Below are 23,049 nucleotides of genomic sequence, written 5' to 3' on the forward strand. Positions count from 1 at the left end.
GTTTGGAAAAAATCTATTAAAAATTATTGGAATAAACTTAATGTTAAAATTCAATCTCTTGTTTTTGATTTTAACCAAGATTTTAGTTCTAATTTTTCTTCTTTCTTTGAAGTTTGTCATTACCTTCAAAATTTAAATATTAATTTTGTTTATGGGCGCGGAAAAAGAAAGTCAAAAGAACAAAAATATTATGAATTGTGCATTGAATATTTAGAGAAATATCAAAAGTACTCAGAACATTTTCAAAATTTAAAAGAAAGAAATAGCTATTCAAAAACTGATATAGATGCTACTTTTATGAGAATGAAGGATGATTATATGAGAAACGGTCAATTAAAACCAGGATATAATTTACAAATTGGAGTTATCAGCGAATATATATGTGTTTATGATATTTTTCCAAATCCTTCTGATTCTAAAACTTTAATTCCTTTCTTGAAGAAAGCTAATTCTTTAGATTTAAACATAAAAAATGTAGTAGCTGATGCTGGTTATGAGAGTATAGATAATTATGAATATTTAGAGAAAAAAGGCTATACTTCATATATAAAACCAATATATTTTGAAAAATCAAAAACCAGAAAGTTTAAGAATGATTTGAATAGAGTTGAAAATCTAATATATAACTCAGCTGAAAATAGACTTTTTAGAAAGGATGGAGTTGAGTTAAAATTCATTTATTCGAGTAAAAATGGAAGAAAACAATATTTTTTCAATCCAGAAACTCAAAAAAAAGTAGGATACAATTCAAGATTTAGAATGTTATCAACTAAGTCCCAAGAAAATATATCAAGTGATTATGGTAAATGCTTAAGAATGAATAGAAGTATTCAAGTAGAAGGAGCTTTTGCGGTACTAAAAGAAGATATGAAACTAAGGAAATTAAAAGTTCGCGGGAAAAGTAGTGTTTTAAGAGAAATATGTTTATTTTGTTTAGGTTATAACTTAAATCGCCTAATTCAAAGAGAAAAAAATAATAGAAAAGGAACAACACTTCATTCTTTAAAAACAGCATAAAAGTATAAAAATAAAGGATGATTTTTTGTGCTGCCCAAATTTAAATTAAGAAATTAAAAACCTAGGAAATCAATTAAATGATTTCTATTTTTTTTCAAAAAAAGAAAAAGGTGTTGCAACTGATATTTAAAAATCATCAGTTTGCAACAGCCCCTTTTTATTTAGAATTTAGTTTATCTGAAAGTCTTGTATATAAAAAGAGAGTTCTTAACACATGCTAAAAACTCCCTATAAATTATTTTTAATTAAATATTTTTAATACACATTCTTACAAGTTGTATCCCATCAATTAAAATAATATTTTTATCTCTTGCTAACTCTTTAATTCTATCACTAAATTCTCCTGTACAAACTAAAACTTTATAAATATTATTAATTTTATCTTCTATTCCTTCAATTTTCTCTTTAGACTTAACTATATCTTCAAGTTGTTTTATTCCTTCATCTTCATCACAAACACCATCTTTTTTCTTAATCTGTACATATACTCTACAACTTCCTATTTCATCATTGACTTCACACAATATTGGAAGAGGCTTTATAAAGGTTCTGTCGGAATCTTCACCTTTTTTATCATATGAGTTTCTACTTTCAACTAAATATCCTTGTTTTACAAAAATTTCTTCTACTATTTTTTCAACATCATCAGGTCTAATTGAAAAGATCTCTTTATTTAGATTTTCCATACTCTTGATATTTTTCTCAAAAATACCTCTTAAAATCTCTGTTATTTGAGATTCCTCTTTTATGCTTTTTATTTGTAATAAACTTTCAATAGCACTAATTATCTCATTATTATAAACACTATTTATAGCCTTTTGATATCCTCTTAACTTGCTGTGAATTACTTTAGTAGCATCATTTCCATTATAAGTAAAATACTTATCTATCTCATCTGAAAATTTAGTAGCAACTTCAACAGGAATACAATGTCCATAATCTCCTTTTGTCTTCTCTAAATCAAAATAATATTTCCCTTTAACTCTGTATAAAGAAAACATATTCCACTCGGGAAATTTAGGAATAAGAATTATATCTCCCTCTTTCATCTCTAACATTTTTCTTAGGTTACTGTTTTTATTTCTAAGATATCTTCTAGCTTCGTCAGTATCTCTCCAATTTGCTGGACAAGCATTAACCCATTCCTCTTGATTTCTCTCTTCTCCATTTTCATCAAGTAAGGATAATTTCTCCAAACCCCAACCTTGTTTTAAAATACCTCTTTTCAAATTTTCTTTAAAATAATCTCTGTCTGAATAATCAATTCTAAATATGTAGTAGTTCATATCCTTCTCCTTCATATTAAAATCACTCTCCTTTTTATTATTGGTAGAACACCTTTAACGTTTGTGAGAGTGATTTTCAGTTTAAATAATTCTAATTGAATAAACTATCAAATTCTTTTTCTTTTTTCTTTTTTTCTTCAACAGTCAATTTAACTTTTAAAATATCATTTAATTCATTTTCTGATAAAGAATCTATCAAATATTTTAATAACCCTTTATCTTTTTCTTCTATTTTGAGATATTTTTCTTTGGGATATTTTTTGATTAAATATTCATTTAATTCATTTTCTTTTCTCGCTTTTACTGCTTCAGGATCTAAATCTGGTGGAGTTAACTTAAAATATTTATTTTCTTCTTGTAAAATATAATCTAGTAATTGAAAATTTCTCAAATTTTCTATATTAATTTCTTCAATCAATAAATTATCACTCAGTCCCCCTGATATACTTGCCTTTGTCATTGAATCTTTCTTACTTGGTTGTAATATTTTACAATCACCATAAATGGAAGTATTACTTTGAGCTATATAAACATGTAAATCTCTACAAGTAGACTCTAAGATATTAGTAAAATAATTAATATCTTTATTAAAGACGGAAGCTATTAATAAATCTATATAATTTTTTACTAAACCTCTACTTTCTATATCAGCTAATTCAAAACAATTGAAGTTTGAAAAATATAATCCTTCCCAAGAGAAAATGTCATATTTTTTTTCTTTTAAAATAGGTATATTAAATTTTCTTCCAATTATTTGTTTTCTTTCTCCAGGAGCATAATAATTTTTAAGTCTGAATTTTATAAATGACGTTTTATATTTTTGAGTATCAAAAGGTACTATTGTAAATAAAAAATTTCCTACATTTTTCTTGGTATCATTTAAAAAAATATGGTCAAGTCCTCCTGTTATAATCATTTGATTTTCTCTTGAAAATTTACTCATAAATTTTAGCCATTGTATTGGAATTGAAGTTTCAGAAAAAACTAAAATATCAACACTATTTTCTTTAGCTTCATTTAAAATTTTAATCAATCTTTTCTTTTTATTGAGAGTAAGATTTTGATTTCCATCTAAATTATCTAATAATTCTTTTTCCTTTACTATAAAACTAACAATACCTATTTTAAATTTACTTTTTTTAACTTTAGTATCAAATTTGATAAAATCCAAATTTTGATTAATTTTATAATAAGAAAATAATTCTTTAAATATTTCTTTTTTTTGTTCATTTTTAAGCTTTGATTCTAAAAAATTTAGTTTAAAATAATTAGTAGTTTTATTAAATATATCCTCTTTAGTTTCTTCTTCTTTAAGAATATTAATAATTTCTTTTCTAAATAAAAAAATTCCTATCTCATTAAAATGAATAAATCTTGGTGAAAGTTTCAATTTTTCTTCATCTAACTCTAACTGATTTTCTTTAAAGAATTTTAAGTCAAAAAGATTATCACTTAAAAAATTTATCCCTGTTTGATCATCATTAAATTTAATATAATTTAATAAAGGAAAGACAACTTTATCTCCTTGAAACATATTAGAATTAACTATATTTAAAATCTCTTCTATAAATACTTGAAACTCTTCATGATCTTTTATAAAATAACTATTGATAAAATATTTCTCATTTTTTTTGACAAAGCTGAGATTTAAAGAAAGTGCAAATTTTAAAGAAAGATTAAAATATTCTTTAATATCTTCTGAATATTCATTTAAAGTTTTTTCTAGTTGTGAAAAAAGATTAATAAATAAAGAAGGATTATTATTTAATAACAATATTGAAAATATTTTCTGAAAATAAATGGAATATTTTATTATATTTTCATCATTAAAAAAATATATAATATCATTGATTAGTTTCTCTATCTCAACTTCAAATTCTTTTCCTTGAACACTATGAAAAATATCTAAAATTTTACTTAAATATATAGAAACATCAAGTTTTTGTTCTCGTATTTCTTTATTTTCTGAAAGAGCAATTTTTTCATATAATTTCTTTATTTCCTTTTTATTAGGCAAGAAATTAAAAGGACTGGGCTTTTCTAAAAATTTTTCTTTAACCTCTTTAAACTTAATCTTTTTTAAGTTTCCACTTAAAGTTTTCATTATTATTTTATTATTATTTTTAAAATCAAAATTTAACTTTAAATTACTTAAATACTCTTTATTAAAGACTTCTGGAAATCTATTTTTCAAATACTCTTCTGCATCAGTTGATGTAAGAGTATTTCTTTCTCTTAAAATAATAAAAATGTCATCAACATATCTTCCATAATAATCTGGATAACAATTTAAAATATTTTCATCAAATTCTTTCAAATAAAAATTAGCTAAAACAGCAGAACTATACAAACCTATTGGTAAAAAATACTCCCCAAATCCTTCTTTTTCTTCTTGTGGAAGAGCTAGTTTTAAAAGCTCAGTATATTTTTTATTAATTTTTAGAATTATATTAAATAAATTATTATCCTCAATATTATTATTTAGTTTTTTTATTTGAGTAATTAAATTCTCTTCAGAAATATTATAATAATATCTTTTCAAGTCCATTTTTAATAAAACAATATCTTCATTTCTTTCAACTAAATCTTGAGCAATTTCTAATCCATTTTCTAGCCATTTATAATACTGAATAATATATTTTTTAAAAATAGATTTATTCTTATCATTTTCTAAACGATAACCATAAGAATTTTTTACTATTTCTTTATCTAACTCTACTCCAGATTCTAAGATCCATAACATAGAAATTAAATGTAATTCTACAGGACAATCTATAATATAGTTATATTTAATTTCTTTAGTATTTTCATCAAATTTTTTTATTATTTTTTTATAACTTATTTTATTTAATAATTCATTTATAAAGACTTCATTATTAATATGTTCTGCTAAGTCATCAAAAAATATCTCTCTATTTTGTTTATCCAACAATTTATTTTCTGCTTCAAATTTAGCTATCTGGAATTTTATATGAAGTAAACTATTATTTTCATAATAAAAACTTTTTTTTAATAAAATATATGCTTCTTGCAACTTTAAACTTAAATCCATTTCATTTTCCATTTTCTGTCTCCTTATTCCTTCATTTCACTATAATCAGCTCTAAAATGAATATAATATTTATTTAAAGGAACTTCATATATTTTTAATAACTTCTTTATTAAATTTTTTATTCCATCAGCACTTAGATTTGTTTCAACATATCCATTAATATATTTTAATTTTTCTGGAGAAAACATTTGTTTTTTTGTTACAGAAAATAGACTTCTTTTTCTTCCTTTGATTTTTTCATTTATAACTATTTCTTCTAAAATTTTTTTATTTTTTTCAGATAAGTAATTACATGTATCAATTAATACTTCTTTCCAATTATTAGCTTCAATTCGTTTATTTTCAATTACAAAAGCACATGGTCTTTTATGTCTAAAAATTTCATAAAGAGTATGTTTCTCATTTTCATCAACTCTATATTTATCATAATCTTTTACTAAAATTTCTTCATTATCTTCAGTTATCTCTTCATTAACTTCTAAATTTTTAATTAATAATTCCTCTAATTCCTTAGCCTTATTATTTATAAATTTTATTTTTTCAACTGCTTCATTAATTTTCTCATAATTTTGACTTGTTAGTAGTTGAGGAACATAAACGTTTCCCAACTCTTTTGAAATTTCTTCTAAAGTATCTTTTTGCAACTCTATTGAAGCTATTAACTCATCATATTTTTTATTTTTTACCTCACTCAAAAATTCTAATAATTCTTTCAAATAAATCTCTCCCTTCTATTTTTAAAATTCTCTTACTAATTCTTTTTCCTCTTCAGTTAATTCATATAAATCATAAACCATTTCATCAATTTGATTTTCAAGATCTTGAGTATCTTTATTTAATTTCTTTAGTTCTATTACTCTATCAACTAAATCTATTATTTTAGAGTTTAAAGGATTTTCTTTATCATAAATATGTAAATTTCTTACATCATTAACCAATATTTTAGGGAAAAGTCCTTTTTTAGCTTTTGGTGAAGTATTCATATGATAAAAGCTTAATAATTTAGAGTTTAAAATTCCTAAAATATACTTTACAGATAATGGCTCACTAACTTCCCATAAATTTTCAACTTTTTCTAAAGCTTCATATAGCTCGTAAAATCCACTAGCTCTAAAATACCCTACTAAAACATCAAAAAATTGTGTATTATTTTTTATTATTTTCTTAAATCTATCTGACAAAGTTTATCCTTGTTCATTTGTAAAAAAAGTTAAATCATTCATGCTTATCCCTCATATTTAAATTATTTTATATTTTTGTTGCCCAGATGATGTCTTTTCAATAATTTTTATTTTATCTTCATTAGTTGTTCTTACCCAGTTTAAAAATAATATTCCTAATAAAAGTCTAGTTTTTCTATCTATCCTATTCCATTCATACCCTTTAAAAAGTTCTTTAACCAAAAATATTTCATCTGTTTTTAAATTTTCAACCTCTTTTTTTGCTATTTCTAATAATTCATTAACATCTAAGTTCAAGATTACCTCCTCAATGCTATAATTATATTAACAACATTGTTTATATAATTATACTACATTTATGTTTATTTTTAAAGTTTTTAGTTATACACTCTAAAATAAACTTTAACAGTTTTTCTTATTTTTACTATGATTTATTATATTTTTTATAAAATGCCTTTAAAATAAAAATGAGGAGCCTTTAAGTATAAATACTTTTAAAACTCCTCATAAACCTATATAATTCTATCATTTTTTCTGCTGAACTAATTCGTCACTTTATTTTTTAGAAAAAACTCAATATCTAAATCTTTACTACATGAAAAATCATTAATAAACTCTTTTACAACTTCTTCTGGAAGAAACTCTATTATTTCTTGTAATGAGAGGCAAATTGTGCTAATAGCTCTCTCCCTCTTTTTCTATTTTTTTCAAGTGATTCTTTTCTTCTACAAATTTCTTCTGGATCTTTCTTAGCAGTATCTGACACTAACGCATCTATTATTGTATCTACTGCTTCTTTACCTGTTACAACTATTTTTCTAGTAAAAGATGATGTTGCCATATTTTTCAACTCCTTTCTTAAATAATTACTTTTCCACATTATACCATAAAATTTGAAAAAGAAACCACACTAAGAAAGTCTCCTATCATTAATCTCAATTTATATATATTTTCTCTCTTTTTATTATCTTATTATTTGCTACCTAATTTAACTATTGTTCTTCCAGTGTGGCTTCCCTCTTGAAGGCTCTGAAACACTTTAGATACACTTTCAAGCTCTACCTCTTGATAGTTTAATTTATCTAGTACATTCCACTCATTTGCAAATCTACTCCATATACACTCTCTCTTTTCTATTGGATAGTTTACTGAATCTATCCCAAGTATATTTACCCCACGAAGTATAAATGGTAAGACTGTTGTTTGAAACTTTATCCCTCCTGCATTTCCACACATACTCATACTTCCACCATAGTGTATATGAGCTAATAATCTAGAAGCTACCTCTCCACCAACAGTATCTAAAATATAATGAAACTGCTGTTTTCCCAAAGGTTTATTTTTCTTTTCCTCTGGTGATATCTCTTCAAGAGTATAGACTTTTTTAACTCCCAATCCATTTAAAAATTCAGATTTTTTTGATCTCTCCTTACTTAAAACAGAGATATTCTTATATCCACTCTTTATTAAAATCTGTGTAGCCACACTTCCAACTCCACCAGATGCACCTGTTACCAAGATTTCAGGTTGATTTTCAACACACATTCCAGATTTTTCTAGAGCCATAATTGAAATGGCTGAGGTAAATCCAGCTGTTCCTATCATCATAACCTCTTTAGTAGTAAGACCTTCAGGAATTTTCACTACCCATTCAGCAGGAACACAAGCAAATTCAGAATACCCTCCTGTATGTGTCATTCCTATTTCAAATCCTGTTACTAACACTTTATCTCCCGATTTAAATTTTGGACTCTTTGATGAAACTACCTCTCCAGCTAGATCTATTCCAGGTATCATAGGGTAACTTCTAATCACTCCACCATTTTTTCTCACTGCCAACATATCTTTATAGTTTACAGATGAGTATTCAACCTTTATGACTACATCTCCCTGTCCTAAATTTTCAAAACCTATCTCTTCTATATTGTGAATAATCTCATCATTACTTTCTCTAACAACCAAAGCTTTAAATCTCTTCATATTATCCCTCCTTATTAATTCTCAACAAGAATATTTCTTAATAAGAACTATTTTTATACTTGAATATTAACATAATAGTGCTATAATGTCAATAGAAGAAAATTATTTAAAGATATACTAGGGGGTATCATTGGAAATTAATCAATGTATAAATTATCTATTAACAATTTCACAAAATAAGGTTTTTCAATATTTTAGCGAAAGCTTAAAAGAGTTAAAAATTACTCCAGCACAGTATGGAGTTTTAAGTTGTCTTTGGAAAAATACACCACAGACTCCAAAGCAGATAGGGAGTACACTCTACCTAGAAGCTTCTTCTATCTCTGGAATCCTAGATAGAATGCAGAAAAATGAGTTGATAACTAGAGAGATTGATAGTACAAATAGAAGAAATATTCTAATCTATCCCACAGCCAAAGCTAATAGTTTAAAAGCTGATGTAGAAAGAATTGTAGAGGAGTTAAACTCACATTTTTTATCTGATCTCTCTCACTCTGAACAGGAGATATTGAAAAAACTTTTATTACATATAATTGATAAATAGATATAGTTTTCAAATAAAAAAGCAGTCCAAATTAATGTAACTGCTTTTTTTACTACTATCTATTTTTCAATTTTTTTAAGTAGATAAAAAAACTCTCTATTTCTAGAGAGTTAAAATCATTTTTGGCGGAAGCGTGTAAGAATCGAACTTACCAATGACCTAAGCCACCCGACAATTTTGAAGATTGCTGAAAACACCAGTTTTCTCCCGCTTCCATTAAATTTTTTCTATTTTTTTCTTAAATCCAATCTTCTCTACAATATATCTATCCACTTGAATATTCTCCTGTAATAGTACATTGTCAACCTTTTCCTGATCTTCAAGCTCAACTCTTACTGATAATCCACAACCAGCACTAATTTCACTCGGCAACGGTATTATTCTACAACATATTTCAGAATTTTGCAAGTACTTTTCTAATTTCATAACAAAATGTGTAGAGTCAGAAGCTAACAGTAAAAATCTTTCACTTTTCATTATGGTTTTATCACCCTTGTAGCCTTCATCTGTCTCTCAAGGATAGTGTACATATTAGTTATAGATCCCACTCCTAAACTCTCTGTTATTCCATAAAAGTTTAAACAAGTTCCACAAGATAGTATCTCTACACCTCTCTCCTCTAGAACTTTTATATCCTGTAAACTCTCTGCTCCTTCAACTACAAGTTTTACCCCTTCATTATAGAAAAGTACAGTTTTAGGTAACTCTTCCATTTCAGAAAGTGTATAGATAAATCCCTTCATTAAAATTCTTCCTAATTCTGGATCACCTTTTCCCATATGTAAAGAGTCTATTACAACAACTGTATTCTCCTCTTCATCTCTTATCTCAATGCTCTCTCTCATTTTATTGATCACAATTTTAAAGATCTCTCCACTCTCTTCCACACTGTAATCATATCCCATCTCTCTAGACATTTTCTCTAAATTCTCTAAAGAGATTTTGTTATCAACAGATACCTCTACCTGCCCCTCTTCTATATCCTTCAAAGCATTTTTTGTCAATATAATTGGTACAGGGCATACTTGTCCAATAGCATCTACCTTTATCATCTCTACCTCCTATTGTTTAAAACTCTTACTCCATCTAAGTTTTTAGTTATTTTCAACCTATCCAATTCCCTCAAAATAAGTATAGCACTATCTCTATCACTATTCAATAAAGCTCTCATATCCTTTACTGCAATAGTGTCATTTTCCTCAAAATATCTCTCTATTAGCTTTATACTCTCTTTAAGAAAACCATTTAAAATGAATTTATCCTCATCTAGATATGCAATAAAGCCTTCATTTTTCATATATCTATGTACCTTTTCAAAGAGATCCCTGTTCTTAGTTTGCTCTAAATAGTATGAGTATGGAAAAAGATTAAATTTTTGATTTTTATAATAGGAGAATATCTCCTCCTTCATCAGCTTCTCATCTTTATTCAATCTGATCTTAAAATCTTTCAAAGCTAAATACTCATCTCTTAGTTCTATCCTTTCCTGTACCTCAATATCATTGAGAAAACTAATATACTCTTTCAACGTGAACTCTCTTAAAAATCTCTCTTTTATCTCACTTCTCAGGACTCCTTTTTCTAATGAGTTCTCTCTGTGAAACTTCTCTAAAAATTCAGTTACTCCAGCTAATATTCTTTTAAATTCATCTCTATGAACAATCTTCTTATCAAATTCATATACTCTTTTCTCCTCTAACAACCCTTCTAAAGAGATCTTCTCTCCCAAAAAAGTTGAGATTTTTTCCTGTGAAAAACCTTTTTTTACAAGTTCTTCCACCTGATGTTTGAGTCCTTCCTTTGATAATAGATTTAAAAATTCTAGATATCTCTCATCTCTTCTACTTATTTTTTCTGAATTAAAGAACAGTATCTCAATTCCACCTAGAGTAGTAATTGGTGAGTAATTTCTAAGAACTCCTCTATCCTGAAAATTTACTCCTATTCCTCTTTCTAGATTTACTCTTACAAATACACTATTTCCAGGTTCAATAGAACTCTGTCCATAGATCTGTACCCTTCCAATACTCTCCTCAGTTCCAATATTTAGACGAACTCTCTGATTATTTTTTAGCCTACTAGCCTCTTTTAAAAGTGTTATTTTACCCTCTATATTTTCAGTGACTATAAGGGATTTAGCTATGATATCTCCTCTTTTTACCTCTTCACTCTCTACTCCACCTATATTCAAAGCACATCTATTTCCAGCTCTTAAATACTCTCTCTTTTCATTATGAGACTCAATCCCTTTAACTCTGATCTCCTTATTTTGTGGATAGATGTTCAAAGTATCATTTATCCTAACAAATCCACTTTTTATAGTCCCTGTGACTACACAACCAAAACCCTTTGCTGTAAATACTCTGTCTACATCCATTCTAAAGTATCTATCTCTGCCCTCTAGATCTATTTTTTCAAGCTCAATTTCTATTCTCTTTTTCAACTCTCTATAGCTCTCTAGATCTCTATTGGAAATGGGTAAAATTGGACACCCTGCTAAAAAGCTATCTGAAAAAAAATCTATACATTGAGATCTAACCTCTTCATATCTTTCACTACTTACCATATCTCTTTTGGTTAGAAGTATCATACCTCTCTTTACTCCAAAAATATTGGCAATTTGAAAATGTTCAACAGTTTGTGGCATTATTCCATCATCACAAGCTATTACAAGCAATAGGTAGTCCACTCCTGAGACACCAGCACTCATATTTTTTATAAACTTCTCATGTCCCGGAACATCTACAATACTTGCACTTTTACCACTATCTAAAAGTATTTTAGAAAATCCTATATCTATTGTCATTCCTCTTTTTTTCTCTTCTGGAAGTGTGTCTGTATCTACTCCTGTGAGATATTTAATTACCGTTGTCTTACCATGATCAATATGTCCAGCCATTCCAATTACTATATCTCTTCCCATTCACACCTCCATATCAATCTACTTATCTATAGCTTTCTCTACAATAGTAGCCATATCCTCATCTCTTATAGTTTTTAAATCTAAGATAAAGTTATTATCCTGTACTCTACCTACTATATTTACATCTCCAGTTCTAAAGTATCTCTCCAATTGAACAGGATCCCCTTCAAAAGCCAAAGCATAGCTTGGAACTGTCTCTTCTGGCATAGATCCTCCACCAATTTTAGCTCTTGTCTCTATTATTTGGCTCTCTATACCCTTCTCTTTCAATAAACCATGTAGTTTTTCTGCTCTTTTTAAAACCTCTCCTACATTTTCAGTAATCATTCTAAGAGTTGGAATTTCACGAACAGCCTCTCTCTCATCAAGATACAATTTCAATGTACTTTCCAATGTAGATAGTACAAATTTATCCACTCTAAATGCTCTCAAATACTGATTTTTCTTCAATCTATCTATAAGGTGTGGCTCTGCTAGAATAATCCCACACTGAGGCCCACCTAAAAGTTTATCTCCACTAATTGTAACTATATCAATTCCTGAAGCTATACTCTCCTGTACAGTTGGCTCCTTTACTACACCATACTTTGAAAAATCTACCAAAACTCCACTACCTAGATCCTCCATAGTAAGAATATTATTCTCTTTTCCTATTCTTGCTATCTCACTATTTTCAACCTCATCTGTAAATCCCATTATTTTAAAGTTTGATCTATGTACTTTTAAAATAAGAGCTGTCTCCTCATCTATTGCTTTTTCATAATCTGAAGTTTTAGTCTTATTCGTTGTTCCTACCTCTTTTAATTTTGAACCTGAAAGCTCCATTATATCTGGAATTCTAAAGGAACCACCTATCTCAACTAATTCACCTCTAGAAACAATTGAGTTTTTCCCTTTTGCAAACTCATTTAGACATATTATTACAGCTGCTGCATTATTGTTTACCACTAAGGCTCCCTTAGCTCCTGTTACTTTACAGATCAACTCCTCTACATGAGAGTTTCTATGTCCTCTCTTTCCTGTTTCTAAATCATATTCTAAATTGTTATAGTTTCCTGCTACTTCAACCAACATCTCTAGAGCTTTTTTATTCAAAACAGAACGACCTAAGTTGGTGTGAATTATTACTCCACTCCCATTTATAACTTTTTTTAATCTGTTCACACCAGCAAATTTTGATTTTTTTACAATCTCATCTATAATATCATCTATTTCAAAATCTATAATCTTCCCATTTTTTATATTCTCTCTAAAAGAGTCTATTGTCTCCTTTACCAAAGAATAAAAAGTATTGTAATTTAACTTTTCCCTACACTCTTCTAATTTTGTATCTTTCATAAGTATATCTAATTTAGGAAGTTTACGAAAAAGATTACTCATATCTTACCTCACTATTATATATTTATCTTTTTTATCCTCAACTGAACCAATGATGTATCCCTCTACACCATTTTCAGCAAACTCTTTCATCAAGGCTGGTACACACTCTTTTTTCACTGAAAATAGAAGCCCTCCTGATGTCTGTGGATCAAACATTATCTCCTGTAACCATAGAGGAGTCTTATTAAACTCTATATCTTTTCCTACAAAGTTTCTATTCTGTTGTCCACCTGTTGTAATTAAAAAATCTTTAGCATAATTTTTAGCCTCTGAAATATATGGTATAAAGCTCTCTTCAAAAATCAAAGTTTTCTCTGATCCCTTTGCCATCTCATAGGCATGACCTAAAAATCCAAATCCAGTTATATCAGTACAAGCTGTCACTGGATAGTTTATAATTATCTCAGCTGCATATTTATTAAGTGTTACCATCTGCTTTAAAGATTCATCAATAGCCTCTCTACTAGCAAGATTAACCTTTGAAGCAGTACTCACTATTCCTGTTCCTAATTTTTTAGTACAGATCAAGATATCTCCACTTTCACAACCATGATTTTTTAATATTCTATCTGGATGTGCTATCCCTGTTACAGAAAGTCCATATTTTATCTCTGGATCGTGTACAGAGTGTCCACCACTTAGGACTGCTCCCGATTCCATAACCTTATCAGCTCCACCCTTTAATATCTCACCTAAGATTTTTATATCCATCTTATTTGGAAAACATACTATATTCATAGCTGTTTTGGGTTGCCCTCCCATAGCATATACATCACTTAGAGAGTTAGCAGCTGCTATCTGCCCAAATATATATGGATCTTCTGTCATAGGAGTGAAAAAATCCAATGTTTGAATTATTGCTATATCATCAGTTAACTTATATACAGCTGCATCATCTGATTTTTCAAATCCTACTATTAAATTTTTATCTTCCACACTTGGAATATCATGTAATATCTCTGAAAGAACCTCTGGTCCTATTTTGTTCGCTCAGCCACCGATTGAACATCTATCTAAATGTAATTTTTCCAACTTTTCACTCTCCTACATCATTTTTACTATATCAACTAATACACCTACAAGGAAATCTCTCTTCTCTTTCTCTTCTTCTTTATATATTATATCTGCCATTCCTTTTACATCTTCTCTTATCTCTTCTTTTGTAGCTGAACTATAGATATACTCTAGTTCACCTCTAAACTCTTGCATAAAATAATCATATAAATTTCCTGCTACTAATCTTTTCCTCGTCGTGCTATTAAAACTATTATAAGCATCTAATATTTTTCCTATTCTTGGTGTCATATTCTCCTCCAACTATAATTTATTACCTAATATATTTTACTATATTTTTTTTAACAATTCTACTCATATATAATATTTTCAAAAAATTTTATACTATTTTACTTATCATAGCACCATTTAGGTTATCTGATTCTGACACAACCAACTTTTTCTGATTTAACTCTTCCATAATTACAATCAAAATCAGTGTTCCAGCCACTATAACATCTGCTCTTTTAGGTTCTAAACCTATAATTTGCTTTCTCTCCTCACCATTTTTAGATAAAAATAGTTTTAGATTATCCTTTAATTTTTCTAGTGTTATCTCACTCATATGCACTTTAGAACTATCATAATCTACCATTTTTTTATCCACAGAGATCTGAGTAGTTGCTGTTCCTGCTACCCCAACTAACAAAAATTCCCTCTCACTTAAAAATCTTACCTCTTCAATCATCTCTCTTATCCAAGCTCTACATTTTTCAATATTTTCAAAAGTGTAATTACCTGTTTTGAAGAATTTTTCTGTTCCTCTTACAGCACCTATATTTATACTTCTTACAAACTCAATCTCTCCCTTCTCTCCCAAAGTAAACTCTGTACTACCACCACCAATATCAAGAACCAATATTCTATCCTTAAAAACAATTGAGTTTCCTAAAAAATTTAACTGTGCTTCTCTCTCTCCAGCTATACACTTTATATCTATTCCAAGCTCTTCTACCTGTGATAAAAACTCATCTCTATTTTTAGAATCTCTTGTAGCTGAAGTTGCAAAGGCTATCAAACTCTTTCCTCCATAACTATCCGCCTTTAACTTATACCCTTTTAGACAATTTACAGTTCTCTCTATGGCTTCCTTTTTTAGATATCCATTCCTATTTACATCTTCACCCAGTTTTACAATCTCAACATCTTTACATATCTCTCTTTCAATAACTATCCCATTCTCATCATAAACTTGAGCTAAAAATAGTCTACATGAGTTTGTTCCAATATCTATTACACCTTTTATATATCTGTTGGAAAATTTTTTATTCACCTTTAAAATTGTATCTATGTCAACACTATCTCTATAGACCTTTCTATTTTTATCAAACAGTATAAAGTTTATCTTATCAAAGGAGTTTTTCTTATCCTTTTTCATAACTTCAATTAAAACTCTATCCTCATATGAGATTGGCTCACAATTTAATCCATATAGTTGAAAAACTTTTCTCACTCTAGTTATAAAATTTTCATCTATTTCATTTAACACTCTTGAAAGTTCTAGTTCAAAGATCACTCCTTTTGCTACTCCCTCTCCGTGAGTAATATCTTGAAAGTTGAAAAGCTTTTCCAAAGTGTGACCATATGTGTGTCCTAGATTTAAAAGGGCTCTGTCTCCCTGTTCAAACTCATCTCTCTCTACAATCTCTTTTTTTATCTCACAAGAACTCTTTATCATCTCTATCAAACTATCTGATTTTAAATTTAAAATATCTTGAGAGTTTTTTTCTAAAAACTCTAGATACCATTTATCCTCTAAAATTAAACTGTGTTTAATTACCTCTCCCATACCTGAACTAAACTCTTTCTCCGGTAGGGTTTTTAAAAATTCTACATCTATCAATACAGCTTTAGGTTGCTTAAAAGCTCCAATCAAATTCTTCCCACTGGGATGATCCACACCTGTTTTTCCTCCAATACTTGCATCTACTTGAGCTAGTAAAGAGGTTGGCATCTGAATAAAATCTATTCCTCTCATATAGGTTGCAGCAGTAAATCCCCCCATATCACAGACTACTCCTCCACCTAAAGTCACTATTAAAGATTTTCTTGAAAAATTCTTTTCAGCCATAAAATCATAGATCTTTGATATTGTTTCTAAATTTTTATACTTTTCTCCTTCAGGGATAAAGTATCCAACTACTCGCTCATCATTTAATTGAGCTACTACTCTGTTATAGTATATTCTTCCAATCTCCTCATTTGTTAGAAGTAATATTTTATCATAACCATTTAAATAACTCTTTAATCTATCTACTATTCCACTCCCAAGTAGTATCTCATACTTCTCTCCCAAAGTTCTTACCTCTATGCTTTTCATATACCACTCCTTAACTTCAAAGCTAACTTTATACATAAATTATACCTAAAAATCTCTCTCTCTTCAACCTTTTATAATTACATACTGCTGACATAATTCTATGATAATATTAAAAATATTGAAGAAATAAAAAAATAATGTATAATATACTTAGAGAGAAGTTTATATTACATTGAGGAGGGAAATAAGATCTAAAAACTATTAAAATAATATCAATTAAAAATAAATCAATTATTAGGAGTTAAATATGAATACATTAAAAACTTTTGTTCTTATGGGAACATTAACATTTATTCTGTTACTTATTGGGAATGCTTTAGGCGGACACAACGGAGTTGTGATTGCTCTAATTATGGCAGGAGTTATGAACTTTATATCTTATTGGTATAGTGATAAGATAGTTTTATCTATGTATGGTGCTCAACCTGTGGAGAGAGGTACTCATCTCTACCAAATAGTTGAAAAATTAGCTAGAAGTGCTGACCTACCTATGCCGAAAGTTTATATTATAAATGAGGCTCAACCCAATGCCTTTGCTACAGGTAGAAATCCTAAAAATGCAGCTGTAGCTGTGACTAGAGGACTTATGGATCTAGTTGATGAAAATGAACTATCAGGTGTTATTGGACACGAATTGGGACACGTTCACAACAGAGATATTTTGATTAGCACTGTTGCTGCTACTATGGCTGGAGCTATCTCTTTTTTAGCTAGTATGGCTAGATGGGCAGCTATCTTTGGTGGTGGTAGTAGAGATGACGATGATAGAGGTAGTAATCCTCTTGCTCTAATTGGTATCGCTATATTTGCACCTATGGCAGCTATGTTAGTTCAAATGGCTATCTCAAGAACTAGAGAGTTTAAGGCTGATAGATTCGGTGCTAAAGTTAGTGGTAATCCCGTTTATTTGGCAAATGCACTTAGAAAATTGGATCTATACAGCAGAAGAATCCCTATGCCAAATGCTGCTCCAGCCACTGAAAATATGTTTATTGTAAGTCCATTAGCTGGAAACAAAATGGCAAACTTATTTAGTACACACCCCTCAACAGAGGAGAGAATAAAAAAACTAGAAGATATGAGATTTGAATAGGAGGATTTATGAAAAAGTTTTTTATGAGTGTTTTTCTAATGCTAGCTTTCTTTACAACAAAATCACAGGGAGCTGAAGTTATTCCTGAGTACTTCTTAATGGAAAGATTGATTATGCTTATGGAGGTTTCACCAACATATATTTCAAATGATGGAAAGCAAGAGTTTAAAGCTATGCAAATTGACAAAAAAATTATGGATTCATTGGGGAATAGTGAAAATCCATTCTATATCTATGACTCTAACAGCGAGAAAAAATTAGTTAGAGTTGGAGATTATTTCTACTCACCAACTACACTATCTAGTATCTATACATTAGATAAGGAAAACTTTGAACTTAACTTTAGAAACAAAGATATTCCAGAGAAAAAAATAGATACTGTAGTAGAAGAGGTTAAAGAGAAGATTGATCTTTCTGAAATAGAAGAGAAACAAAATACACCTATATCAGAAAATTAGATTGGGAGGATATTATGGAATTTAAATCAATCACAGATTCATATAAAGAGATAATATCCCAAGGTAAACTAAGTAATATTACAAATGTCATTAAAAAGGCATTGGCTAGTTATAAGAGAGCTAACTCAGGACTCTGGGTTACCTCTCTTTGTTTCTATACTATTCTTTCTTTAGTTCCTATATTTGCTATACTTTTTAGCTTGGGGACTTGGTTTGGAATAGCTGATTACTTGTTTATCAAGCTTAGAGATTACTCTCCTTTAAATGATGAATCAATCAATCTTCTAATAACCTTTGCTCAAAACTTTTTAGAAAATACTAGAACTGGGATATTGGCTGGTATCGGTTTTCTCTTCTTAGGTTGGACTCTTATCTCAATGTTTTCTATTATTGAAAAAGCTTTTAATGATATTTGGAGAGTGGAAAAATCTAGAATGTTCCTAAGAAAGATCACTGACTATATCTCATTTTTTATTCTTTTTCCAACACTACTTGTAATCTCAAGTGGAGTTATAAAAATAATCAGTGACAGAATGGGTGTGGACTACTGGGGACTCAGTTTATTTGTTCGTTTAGTTCCATTTTTTACACTTCTTCTATTTTTTACTGCTATGTATATGCTCATTCCAAATACTCAAGTTAGATTTATTCCAGCCTTTATAGCTGCAATCTTCATATCGCTATTTTTTTCTGGATTTCAATCTCTATTTATACTACTACAAGGAATGGTAAATACATACAATAAGATATATGGTAGTTTTTCTGTTGTCTTTATCTTTCTATTTTGGCTAAAAATAATGTGGTTTTTTATAATTCTCGGTTCACATCTCTGTTACTTTTTACAAAATCGAGAGCTACACCTCTATAACAAGAGTATTGATAACATTAGCTTTAAATATAAAGAGTACAGTGCAATTATAATAGTCAGTGAGTTGATAAAAAGATATCTCAATAATCTTTCTCCCCTTACTACCACTGAGATAGTTGAAACTTATAATATACCTTATGAGGTAGTAACTCATATTTTAAACATCTTTATCTCATATGGATTAGTTGGAATGATTGGAGAGAAGGAGGAAAAAAATTACGTAATTATCAAGAATATTGATTATATCTCATTTGAGACCATATTTAAACATCTTGAAGATTATGGTGAAAGTATAAATATCAGTAATCTTGAAGAGATACAACCACTCTTGGAGTGCGTTCAGAAAAAAGATTTTCAACTTATCTTTAGAGAGTATCTTGAAAGAAATAGATAATTAAGAAATAAAAAAAGTTACTAAATTAGTCTTGCATAGACATTAACTAATAAGAGTAACTTTTTTATTTCTATTGAGTTAGTTTTATCTTTCTATCTCACCATCCCAAGTAATAATTCCTCCAAACTCATATATATTTTTATATCCTAATATAGCTAATTTACTTGCTGCCTGTTTACTTCTATGCCCACTACGACAATAGACAAATATCATCTTCTCTTTATCTGGCAACATCTTTATATCTTCATGTCCTATATCTTCATTAGGTAGGTTCAACGCACCTTTTATACGTCCATTCTCAAACTCCCAATCACTTCTAACATCCAATATGATATAGTCACTATTTATCTCCATTAACTCTTTAGCCTTCTCTTGGGTAATAATTTGATAAGATAACTCTTTTCCATCGACATTAAACGATAAATTAAACATAATTTATAACACTCCTATACTTAAAAATATCCTTCTATATAAAGTATACTAATTTACTCTACTATTATAGCATCTCTATTATTTTTCTTCAAGTAGGAGTTTTTAAATTTTTTAAAAAATTTCAACCTCAGCTCTTCTACTATATTCCAATTCCAATTCTTCTTTATGGTAGATAAAGTTCTCATCATCAAAGTATTTAGCTTTCTGAGGACATCTCTTTACACAGGCACAACACTTCATACAGATTCCACTAACTACATCTACAGAATCTTTTTCAATTGATGAGAGTGGACATATCTCTACACAATATCCACAATTTGTGCAGAGTGCCATATCTGTCTTAGGCTTTACTTTTCTTATATCTATTGGATTTCCTTTGGAATCTCGAGGTTGATAGTACCATCTATATGGTTTTTCACCCTTTACAACTATCTTTTCACTCAAATATCTCTTCTCTTTTACTCTACCAATTATCCTCTCTCCCAGTGTCTCCAAAATCTCAAAATCAGAACTATCCGGTCTTCCAGCACCTAATTTTGTTGAGAAAGAGTGCTCTCCTACAAAAGCTCCTGCTCCCACTACTACAAAACTATCTTCCTCTAAAATATCCCTTAACTCTATCAAAGCATCATCATAATCTCTATTTCCAAACATAACAATAGGAATTGCTAAGGCACCATTTCCCTCTAGAGATCTTAAAAATTCCAAAAGAAGATTGGGTACTCTTCCCGCTATAACAGGTGTTCCTACAACTACTATATCCTCCTTTGAGAAACTGTATTTGTTCTCTCTATTCTTTTTAAAAGTAAAGTTTATCTCTCCTCTCTCTAGTTCCAATCTCTTTTCAAGCATAGTAGCTAAAGCTCTTACCACTCTCTCTGTAGTTCCTGTTCCACTAAAATAAACACTCCAAACCTTTTTCATAACCCCTCCAACAAAATGTTTTATAAGATAATAATAAAGAAAAAGGAAAAAAATTACTGCAATAAACATTGATAATTGAAAGTAACTTTTTTCCTTTTATATTATACTTTTATAGTTTCAGTTAAAGAGTTTTTAGCAAGCTCTTTAAATCTCCCTATATATCTTTGTAACTTCTTAAAGTTTGTTCTTTTATTTGGCTCTTCTCTTTCGCTCCTGGGAAGCTTCCATTGTAAATAGCACTTTCAAATGCTCCATACATTGGATTTGGGAATAGTATAAATCTATCTCCAAACTCTTTTGCTAACTCCTCAACTCTATTGTTTCTGTCCTCTATTGATTTAGATGAGAAAACATCAAAGTCAGATAGGTTATCTCCGAAAAGCATAATTAAATCAGTATGCTCTTTTATCTTTTCACGACGATTTACCTTTCCACTCTTATCCTCTTTATTTTTCAATAGAACATTCTCTCTAGATTGTACTGGAATTCCCTCAGCTAATAAGTTCTCTATAGTTGCATCTAATTGACTCTCTGCTCTATCTGAAACATAGTATATTTTTACACCATTCTTATCAGCAAATTGTAAAAACTCTTTTGCTCCTGGAACTGCCTTAGCTTTTTTCATATTTACCCAATCATTCCAAGTTGCAGAACTATAACTTCCACCTGTTAATACATTCTCTGCTTGATATGGACTGTTATCTACTACTGTTTCATCTAAGTCTAAAACAATAGAGTATGGTTTTTTATGTGGTTTCTTTAAGTATTCTTTTAATCTTTCAGTAGCTATATTATATCCTTGGATATATAATGCCTTTGCTTCTCCAGAAGTTTGATACCAGTTAGTTGCCATCATATTCTCTCTAGCTGATAGTTGATCATAAGTCAAAGTTACTTTATCAACATTTTTATCTGAAACGTTACTACAACCTGTCAATGCTAAAACTGTTAAAGATCCTGCTATTAACGATAAAATTTTCTTATTCTTCATCATATTCCTCCTGTATATCTGGCTTGATAAAATTATACAACAGTTGTCTGAAAAAAGCAATTATTTTTTATTTTTTATATATTAACCACTAAAACAGTTCGTTTAGTCAAATATATTACAAATTTTTACATTAAAATTATAATTTTCTTAATTTAACTTTTGGTTCTCTAGGTAGTGCAAATCTAGGAATGAATCTGTCAAAACCTGTTAAAGTTAGAAGTAACATACTTATTACAGCTATGAATGCTATAAAGTTGTATTGGATAATATCTATTGGTGAAAACTCCTCTAGAGGATACACAGTAGTAGCTATCCCCAAATAGAATCCAATATATACGTGCCAAGGAATCAATTGAGATCCAAAAACTCCCATAGCGTCACTGAATGTGGCATTTCTAAGTCTTAATACTTCCATATCCTCTGGAGCACCTTCTACATTTTTCTCCACTAAATCTCTAATGATTGGTCCTATTGTAACTATTTGTGCCATCTCATCAGCTAGAGCCATATTTCCAAATACTGATAGAGCTCCATTCCAAAACATAAGCTGTCTTACATTCTTAGAGATTTTTATAAGTAATATAGATAGAGGTTTAAATGCATCCATCAATTTCATTATTCCACCAAAAGCTGAAACCCACATCATCATAACTATAACCCAAGATCCTGCCCCTTTGAATCCTACAAGTATCAAATCTTCAAGAAAAGCCTTTGTACTAGTAACTGTACCAGCAAAATATCCAAGTATGTATGAGGAAATTATCCCTATAAACAAGCATATAAATGTCTGATATCCTCTAAATGCAAAGATTAAAACTAATATTAGAGGAATTATCATATAAACTGGAACCCCATCTCTAACTTGATTTAATAGAGTTACAGCTGATTCTCTCTCTTCAGCAAGTTTTGTCCAAACCTCAGCAGGAATTTTATTGATAGCAGCAGCTCCATCCCCAACTGTTGAAGGTAATCCCATAACTATTCCAGCAACTCCAAAACAGATAATACCAGAGATTAAAACCAATGCAGACCAAAATCCTTGATGTCTAATTCTTTTAACAACTTCAACACCTTGAATACCAGAACTAACTATAGTAGTATCTGAAATAAGTCCTATATTATCCCCAAAACAAGCTCCTCCAGCTATAGCTCC

Annotated in this window: 23 protein-coding genes and 1 tRNA gene; 5 read left to right on the forward strand and 19 right to left on the reverse strand. The window is 29.2% G+C overall.

The window, feature by feature from the left end; all coding sequences use genetic code 11:
- On the forward strand, positions 1-1,017 hold a 1,017-nt coding region (locus ABNK64_RS09545; RefSeq protein ID WP_349764211.1), incomplete at its 5' end, for a transposase.
- Between the two features lie 245 nt (positions 1,018-1,262).
- Here ABNK64_RS09545 and ABNK64_RS09550 read toward each other — a convergent pair.
- From ABNK64_RS09550 to ABNK64_RS09580, 7 genes are all read right to left on the reverse strand, one after another.
- Complete coding sequence (locus tag ABNK64_RS09550) at positions 1,263-2,303, reverse strand: restriction endonuclease (protein WP_349764212.1); 1,041 nt, start codon at positions 2,301-2,303, stop codon at positions 1,263-1,265.
- A 91-nt stretch (positions 2,304-2,394) separates the two neighbouring features.
- Complete coding sequence (locus tag ABNK64_RS09555; RefSeq protein WP_349764213.1) at positions 2,395-5,367, reverse strand: RNA-dependent RNA polymerase family protein; 2,973 nt, start codon at positions 5,365-5,367, stop codon at positions 2,395-2,397.
- An 11-nt stretch (positions 5,368-5,378) separates the two neighbouring features.
- On the reverse strand, positions 5,379-6,071 hold the full coding sequence (locus ABNK64_RS09560; RefSeq protein ID WP_349764214.1) for a hypothetical protein: 693 nt from the start codon (positions 6,069-6,071) through the stop codon (positions 5,379-5,381).
- A 21-nt stretch (positions 6,072-6,092) separates the two neighbouring features.
- Positions 6,093-6,536 carry a TaqI-like C-terminal specificity domain-containing protein gene (locus ABNK64_RS09565; RefSeq protein ID WP_349764215.1) on the reverse strand — a complete coding sequence of 148 codons (444 nt, stop codon included), beginning with the start codon at positions 6,534-6,536 and terminating at the stop codon, positions 6,093-6,095.
- Between the two features lie 57 nt (positions 6,537-6,593).
- Positions 6,594-6,833, reverse strand: a complete 240-nt coding sequence (locus tag ABNK64_RS09570; RefSeq protein ID WP_349764216.1) for a single-stranded DNA-binding protein — start codon at positions 6,831-6,833, stop codon at positions 6,594-6,596.
- 349 nt (positions 6,834-7,182) lie between these two features.
- Positions 7,183-7,377 carry a hypothetical protein gene (locus tag ABNK64_RS09575; protein WP_349764217.1) on the reverse strand — a complete coding sequence of 65 codons (195 nt, stop codon included), beginning with the start codon at positions 7,375-7,377 and terminating at the stop codon, positions 7,183-7,185.
- Between the two features lie 131 nt (positions 7,378-7,508).
- On the reverse strand, positions 7,509-8,516 hold the full coding sequence (locus ABNK64_RS09580; RefSeq protein WP_349764218.1) for a YhdH/YhfP family quinone oxidoreductase: 1,008 nt from the start codon (positions 8,514-8,516) through the stop codon (positions 7,509-7,511).
- A 130-nt stretch (positions 8,517-8,646) separates the two neighbouring features.
- On the opposite strand from ABNK64_RS09580, the gene ABNK64_RS09585 reads away from it, so the two are divergent.
- A complete protein-coding gene (locus ABNK64_RS09585) occupies positions 8,647-9,060 on the forward strand; it encodes a MarR family winged helix-turn-helix transcriptional regulator (protein WP_291255623.1) in 414 nt (137 codons plus the stop codon).
- A gap of 123 nt (positions 9,061-9,183) precedes the next feature.
- On the opposite strand, the gene ABNK64_RS09590 is transcribed toward ABNK64_RS09585, so the two are convergent.
- The 8 genes from ABNK64_RS09590 to aroB all read right to left on the reverse strand — a co-directional run bounded on the left by ABNK64_RS09590 (position 9,184) and on the right by aroB (position 16,736).
- Positions 9,184-9,275 (reverse strand) — tRNA-Sec (locus ABNK64_RS09590).
- 1 nt (position 9,276) lies between these two features.
- Positions 9,277-9,537, reverse strand: a complete 261-nt coding sequence (locus ABNK64_RS09595; protein ID WP_291255624.1) for a putative Se/S carrier protein — start codon at positions 9,535-9,537, stop codon at positions 9,277-9,279.
- Complete coding sequence (gene yedF / locus ABNK64_RS09600) at positions 9,537-10,112, reverse strand: sulfurtransferase-like selenium metabolism protein YedF (protein ID WP_349764219.1); 576 nt, start codon at positions 10,110-10,112, stop codon at positions 9,537-9,539. Before yedF ends, ABNK64_RS09595 begins: the two co-directional genes overlap by 1 nt.
- A gap of 2 nt (positions 10,113-10,114) precedes the next feature.
- On the reverse strand, positions 10,115-11,983 hold the full coding sequence (selB, locus tag ABNK64_RS09605) for a selenocysteine-specific translation elongation factor (RefSeq protein WP_349764220.1): 1,869 nt from the start codon (positions 11,981-11,983) through the stop codon (positions 10,115-10,117).
- Positions 11,984-12,001: 18 nt separating this feature from the next.
- Positions 12,002-13,363 (reverse strand): L-seryl-tRNA(Sec) selenium transferase, encoded by a 1,362-nt coding sequence (selA, locus tag ABNK64_RS09610; protein ID WP_349764221.1) that lies wholly within the window; start codon positions 13,361-13,363, stop codon positions 12,002-12,004.
- Positions 13,364-13,366: 3 nt separating this feature from the next.
- Positions 13,367-14,344 carry a selenide, water dikinase SelD gene (gene selD, locus ABNK64_RS09615; protein WP_502878731.1) on the reverse strand — a complete coding sequence of 326 codons (978 nt, stop codon included), beginning with the start codon at positions 14,342-14,344 and terminating at the stop codon, positions 13,367-13,369.
- 63 nt (positions 14,345-14,407) lie between these two features.
- Complete coding sequence (locus ABNK64_RS09620) at positions 14,408-14,668, reverse strand: hypothetical protein (RefSeq protein WP_291255629.1); 261 nt, start codon at positions 14,666-14,668, stop codon at positions 14,408-14,410.
- 88 nt (positions 14,669-14,756) lie between these two features.
- Positions 14,757-16,736: a 3-dehydroquinate synthase gene (gene aroB, locus ABNK64_RS09625; RefSeq protein WP_349764223.1), complete on the reverse strand. Its 1,980-nt coding sequence runs from the start codon at positions 16,734-16,736 to the stop codon at positions 14,757-14,759.
- Between the two features lie 247 nt (positions 16,737-16,983).
- Here aroB and htpX point away from each other — a divergent pair, with 247 nt between their 5' ends.
- From htpX to ABNK64_RS09640, 3 genes are read left to right on the forward strand one after another with little or no spacing between them, the layout of a single operon-like run.
- On the forward strand, positions 16,984-17,829 hold the full coding sequence (gene htpX, locus ABNK64_RS09630) for a zinc metalloprotease HtpX (RefSeq protein ID WP_349764224.1): 846 nt from the start codon (positions 16,984-16,986) through the stop codon (positions 17,827-17,829).
- Between the two features lie 8 nt (positions 17,830-17,837).
- Entirely contained in the window at positions 17,838-18,287 is a 450-nt protein-coding gene (locus ABNK64_RS09635; protein WP_291255631.1) for a hypothetical protein, read from the forward strand.
- Between the two features lie 14 nt (positions 18,288-18,301).
- Positions 18,302-19,549: a YihY/virulence factor BrkB family protein gene (locus tag ABNK64_RS09640; RefSeq protein WP_349764225.1), complete on the forward strand. Its 1,248-nt coding sequence runs from the start codon at positions 18,302-18,304 to the stop codon at positions 19,547-19,549.
- An 84-nt stretch (positions 19,550-19,633) separates the two neighbouring features.
- Here the strand turns inward: ABNK64_RS09640 and ABNK64_RS09645 are convergent, their stop codons facing one another.
- From ABNK64_RS09645 to ABNK64_RS09660, 4 genes are all read right to left on the reverse strand, one after another.
- Complete coding sequence (locus tag ABNK64_RS09645; protein ID WP_300341256.1) at positions 19,634-19,981, reverse strand: rhodanese-like domain-containing protein; 348 nt, start codon at positions 19,979-19,981, stop codon at positions 19,634-19,636.
- A gap of 111 nt (positions 19,982-20,092) precedes the next feature.
- Complete coding sequence (locus ABNK64_RS09650) at positions 20,093-20,905, reverse strand: EFR1 family ferrodoxin (protein WP_349764226.1); 813 nt, start codon at positions 20,903-20,905, stop codon at positions 20,093-20,095.
- Between the two features lie 154 nt (positions 20,906-21,059).
- Positions 21,060-21,896, reverse strand: coding sequence for a 5'-nucleotidase, lipoprotein e(P4) family (locus tag ABNK64_RS09655; RefSeq protein WP_291255635.1), 837 nt, complete (start codon positions 21,894-21,896; stop codon positions 21,060-21,062).
- A 136-nt stretch (positions 21,897-22,032) separates the two neighbouring features.
- The coding region (locus ABNK64_RS09660; protein ID WP_349764227.1) for a Na+/H+ antiporter NhaC family protein at positions 22,033-23,049 on the reverse strand (1,017 nt) is incomplete at its 5' end.

This window comes from Fusobacterium sp. SYSU M8D902 (genome assembly GCF_040199715.1).
Lineage (GTDB): Bacteria > Fusobacteriota > Fusobacteriia > Fusobacteriales > Fusobacteriaceae > Fusobacterium_A.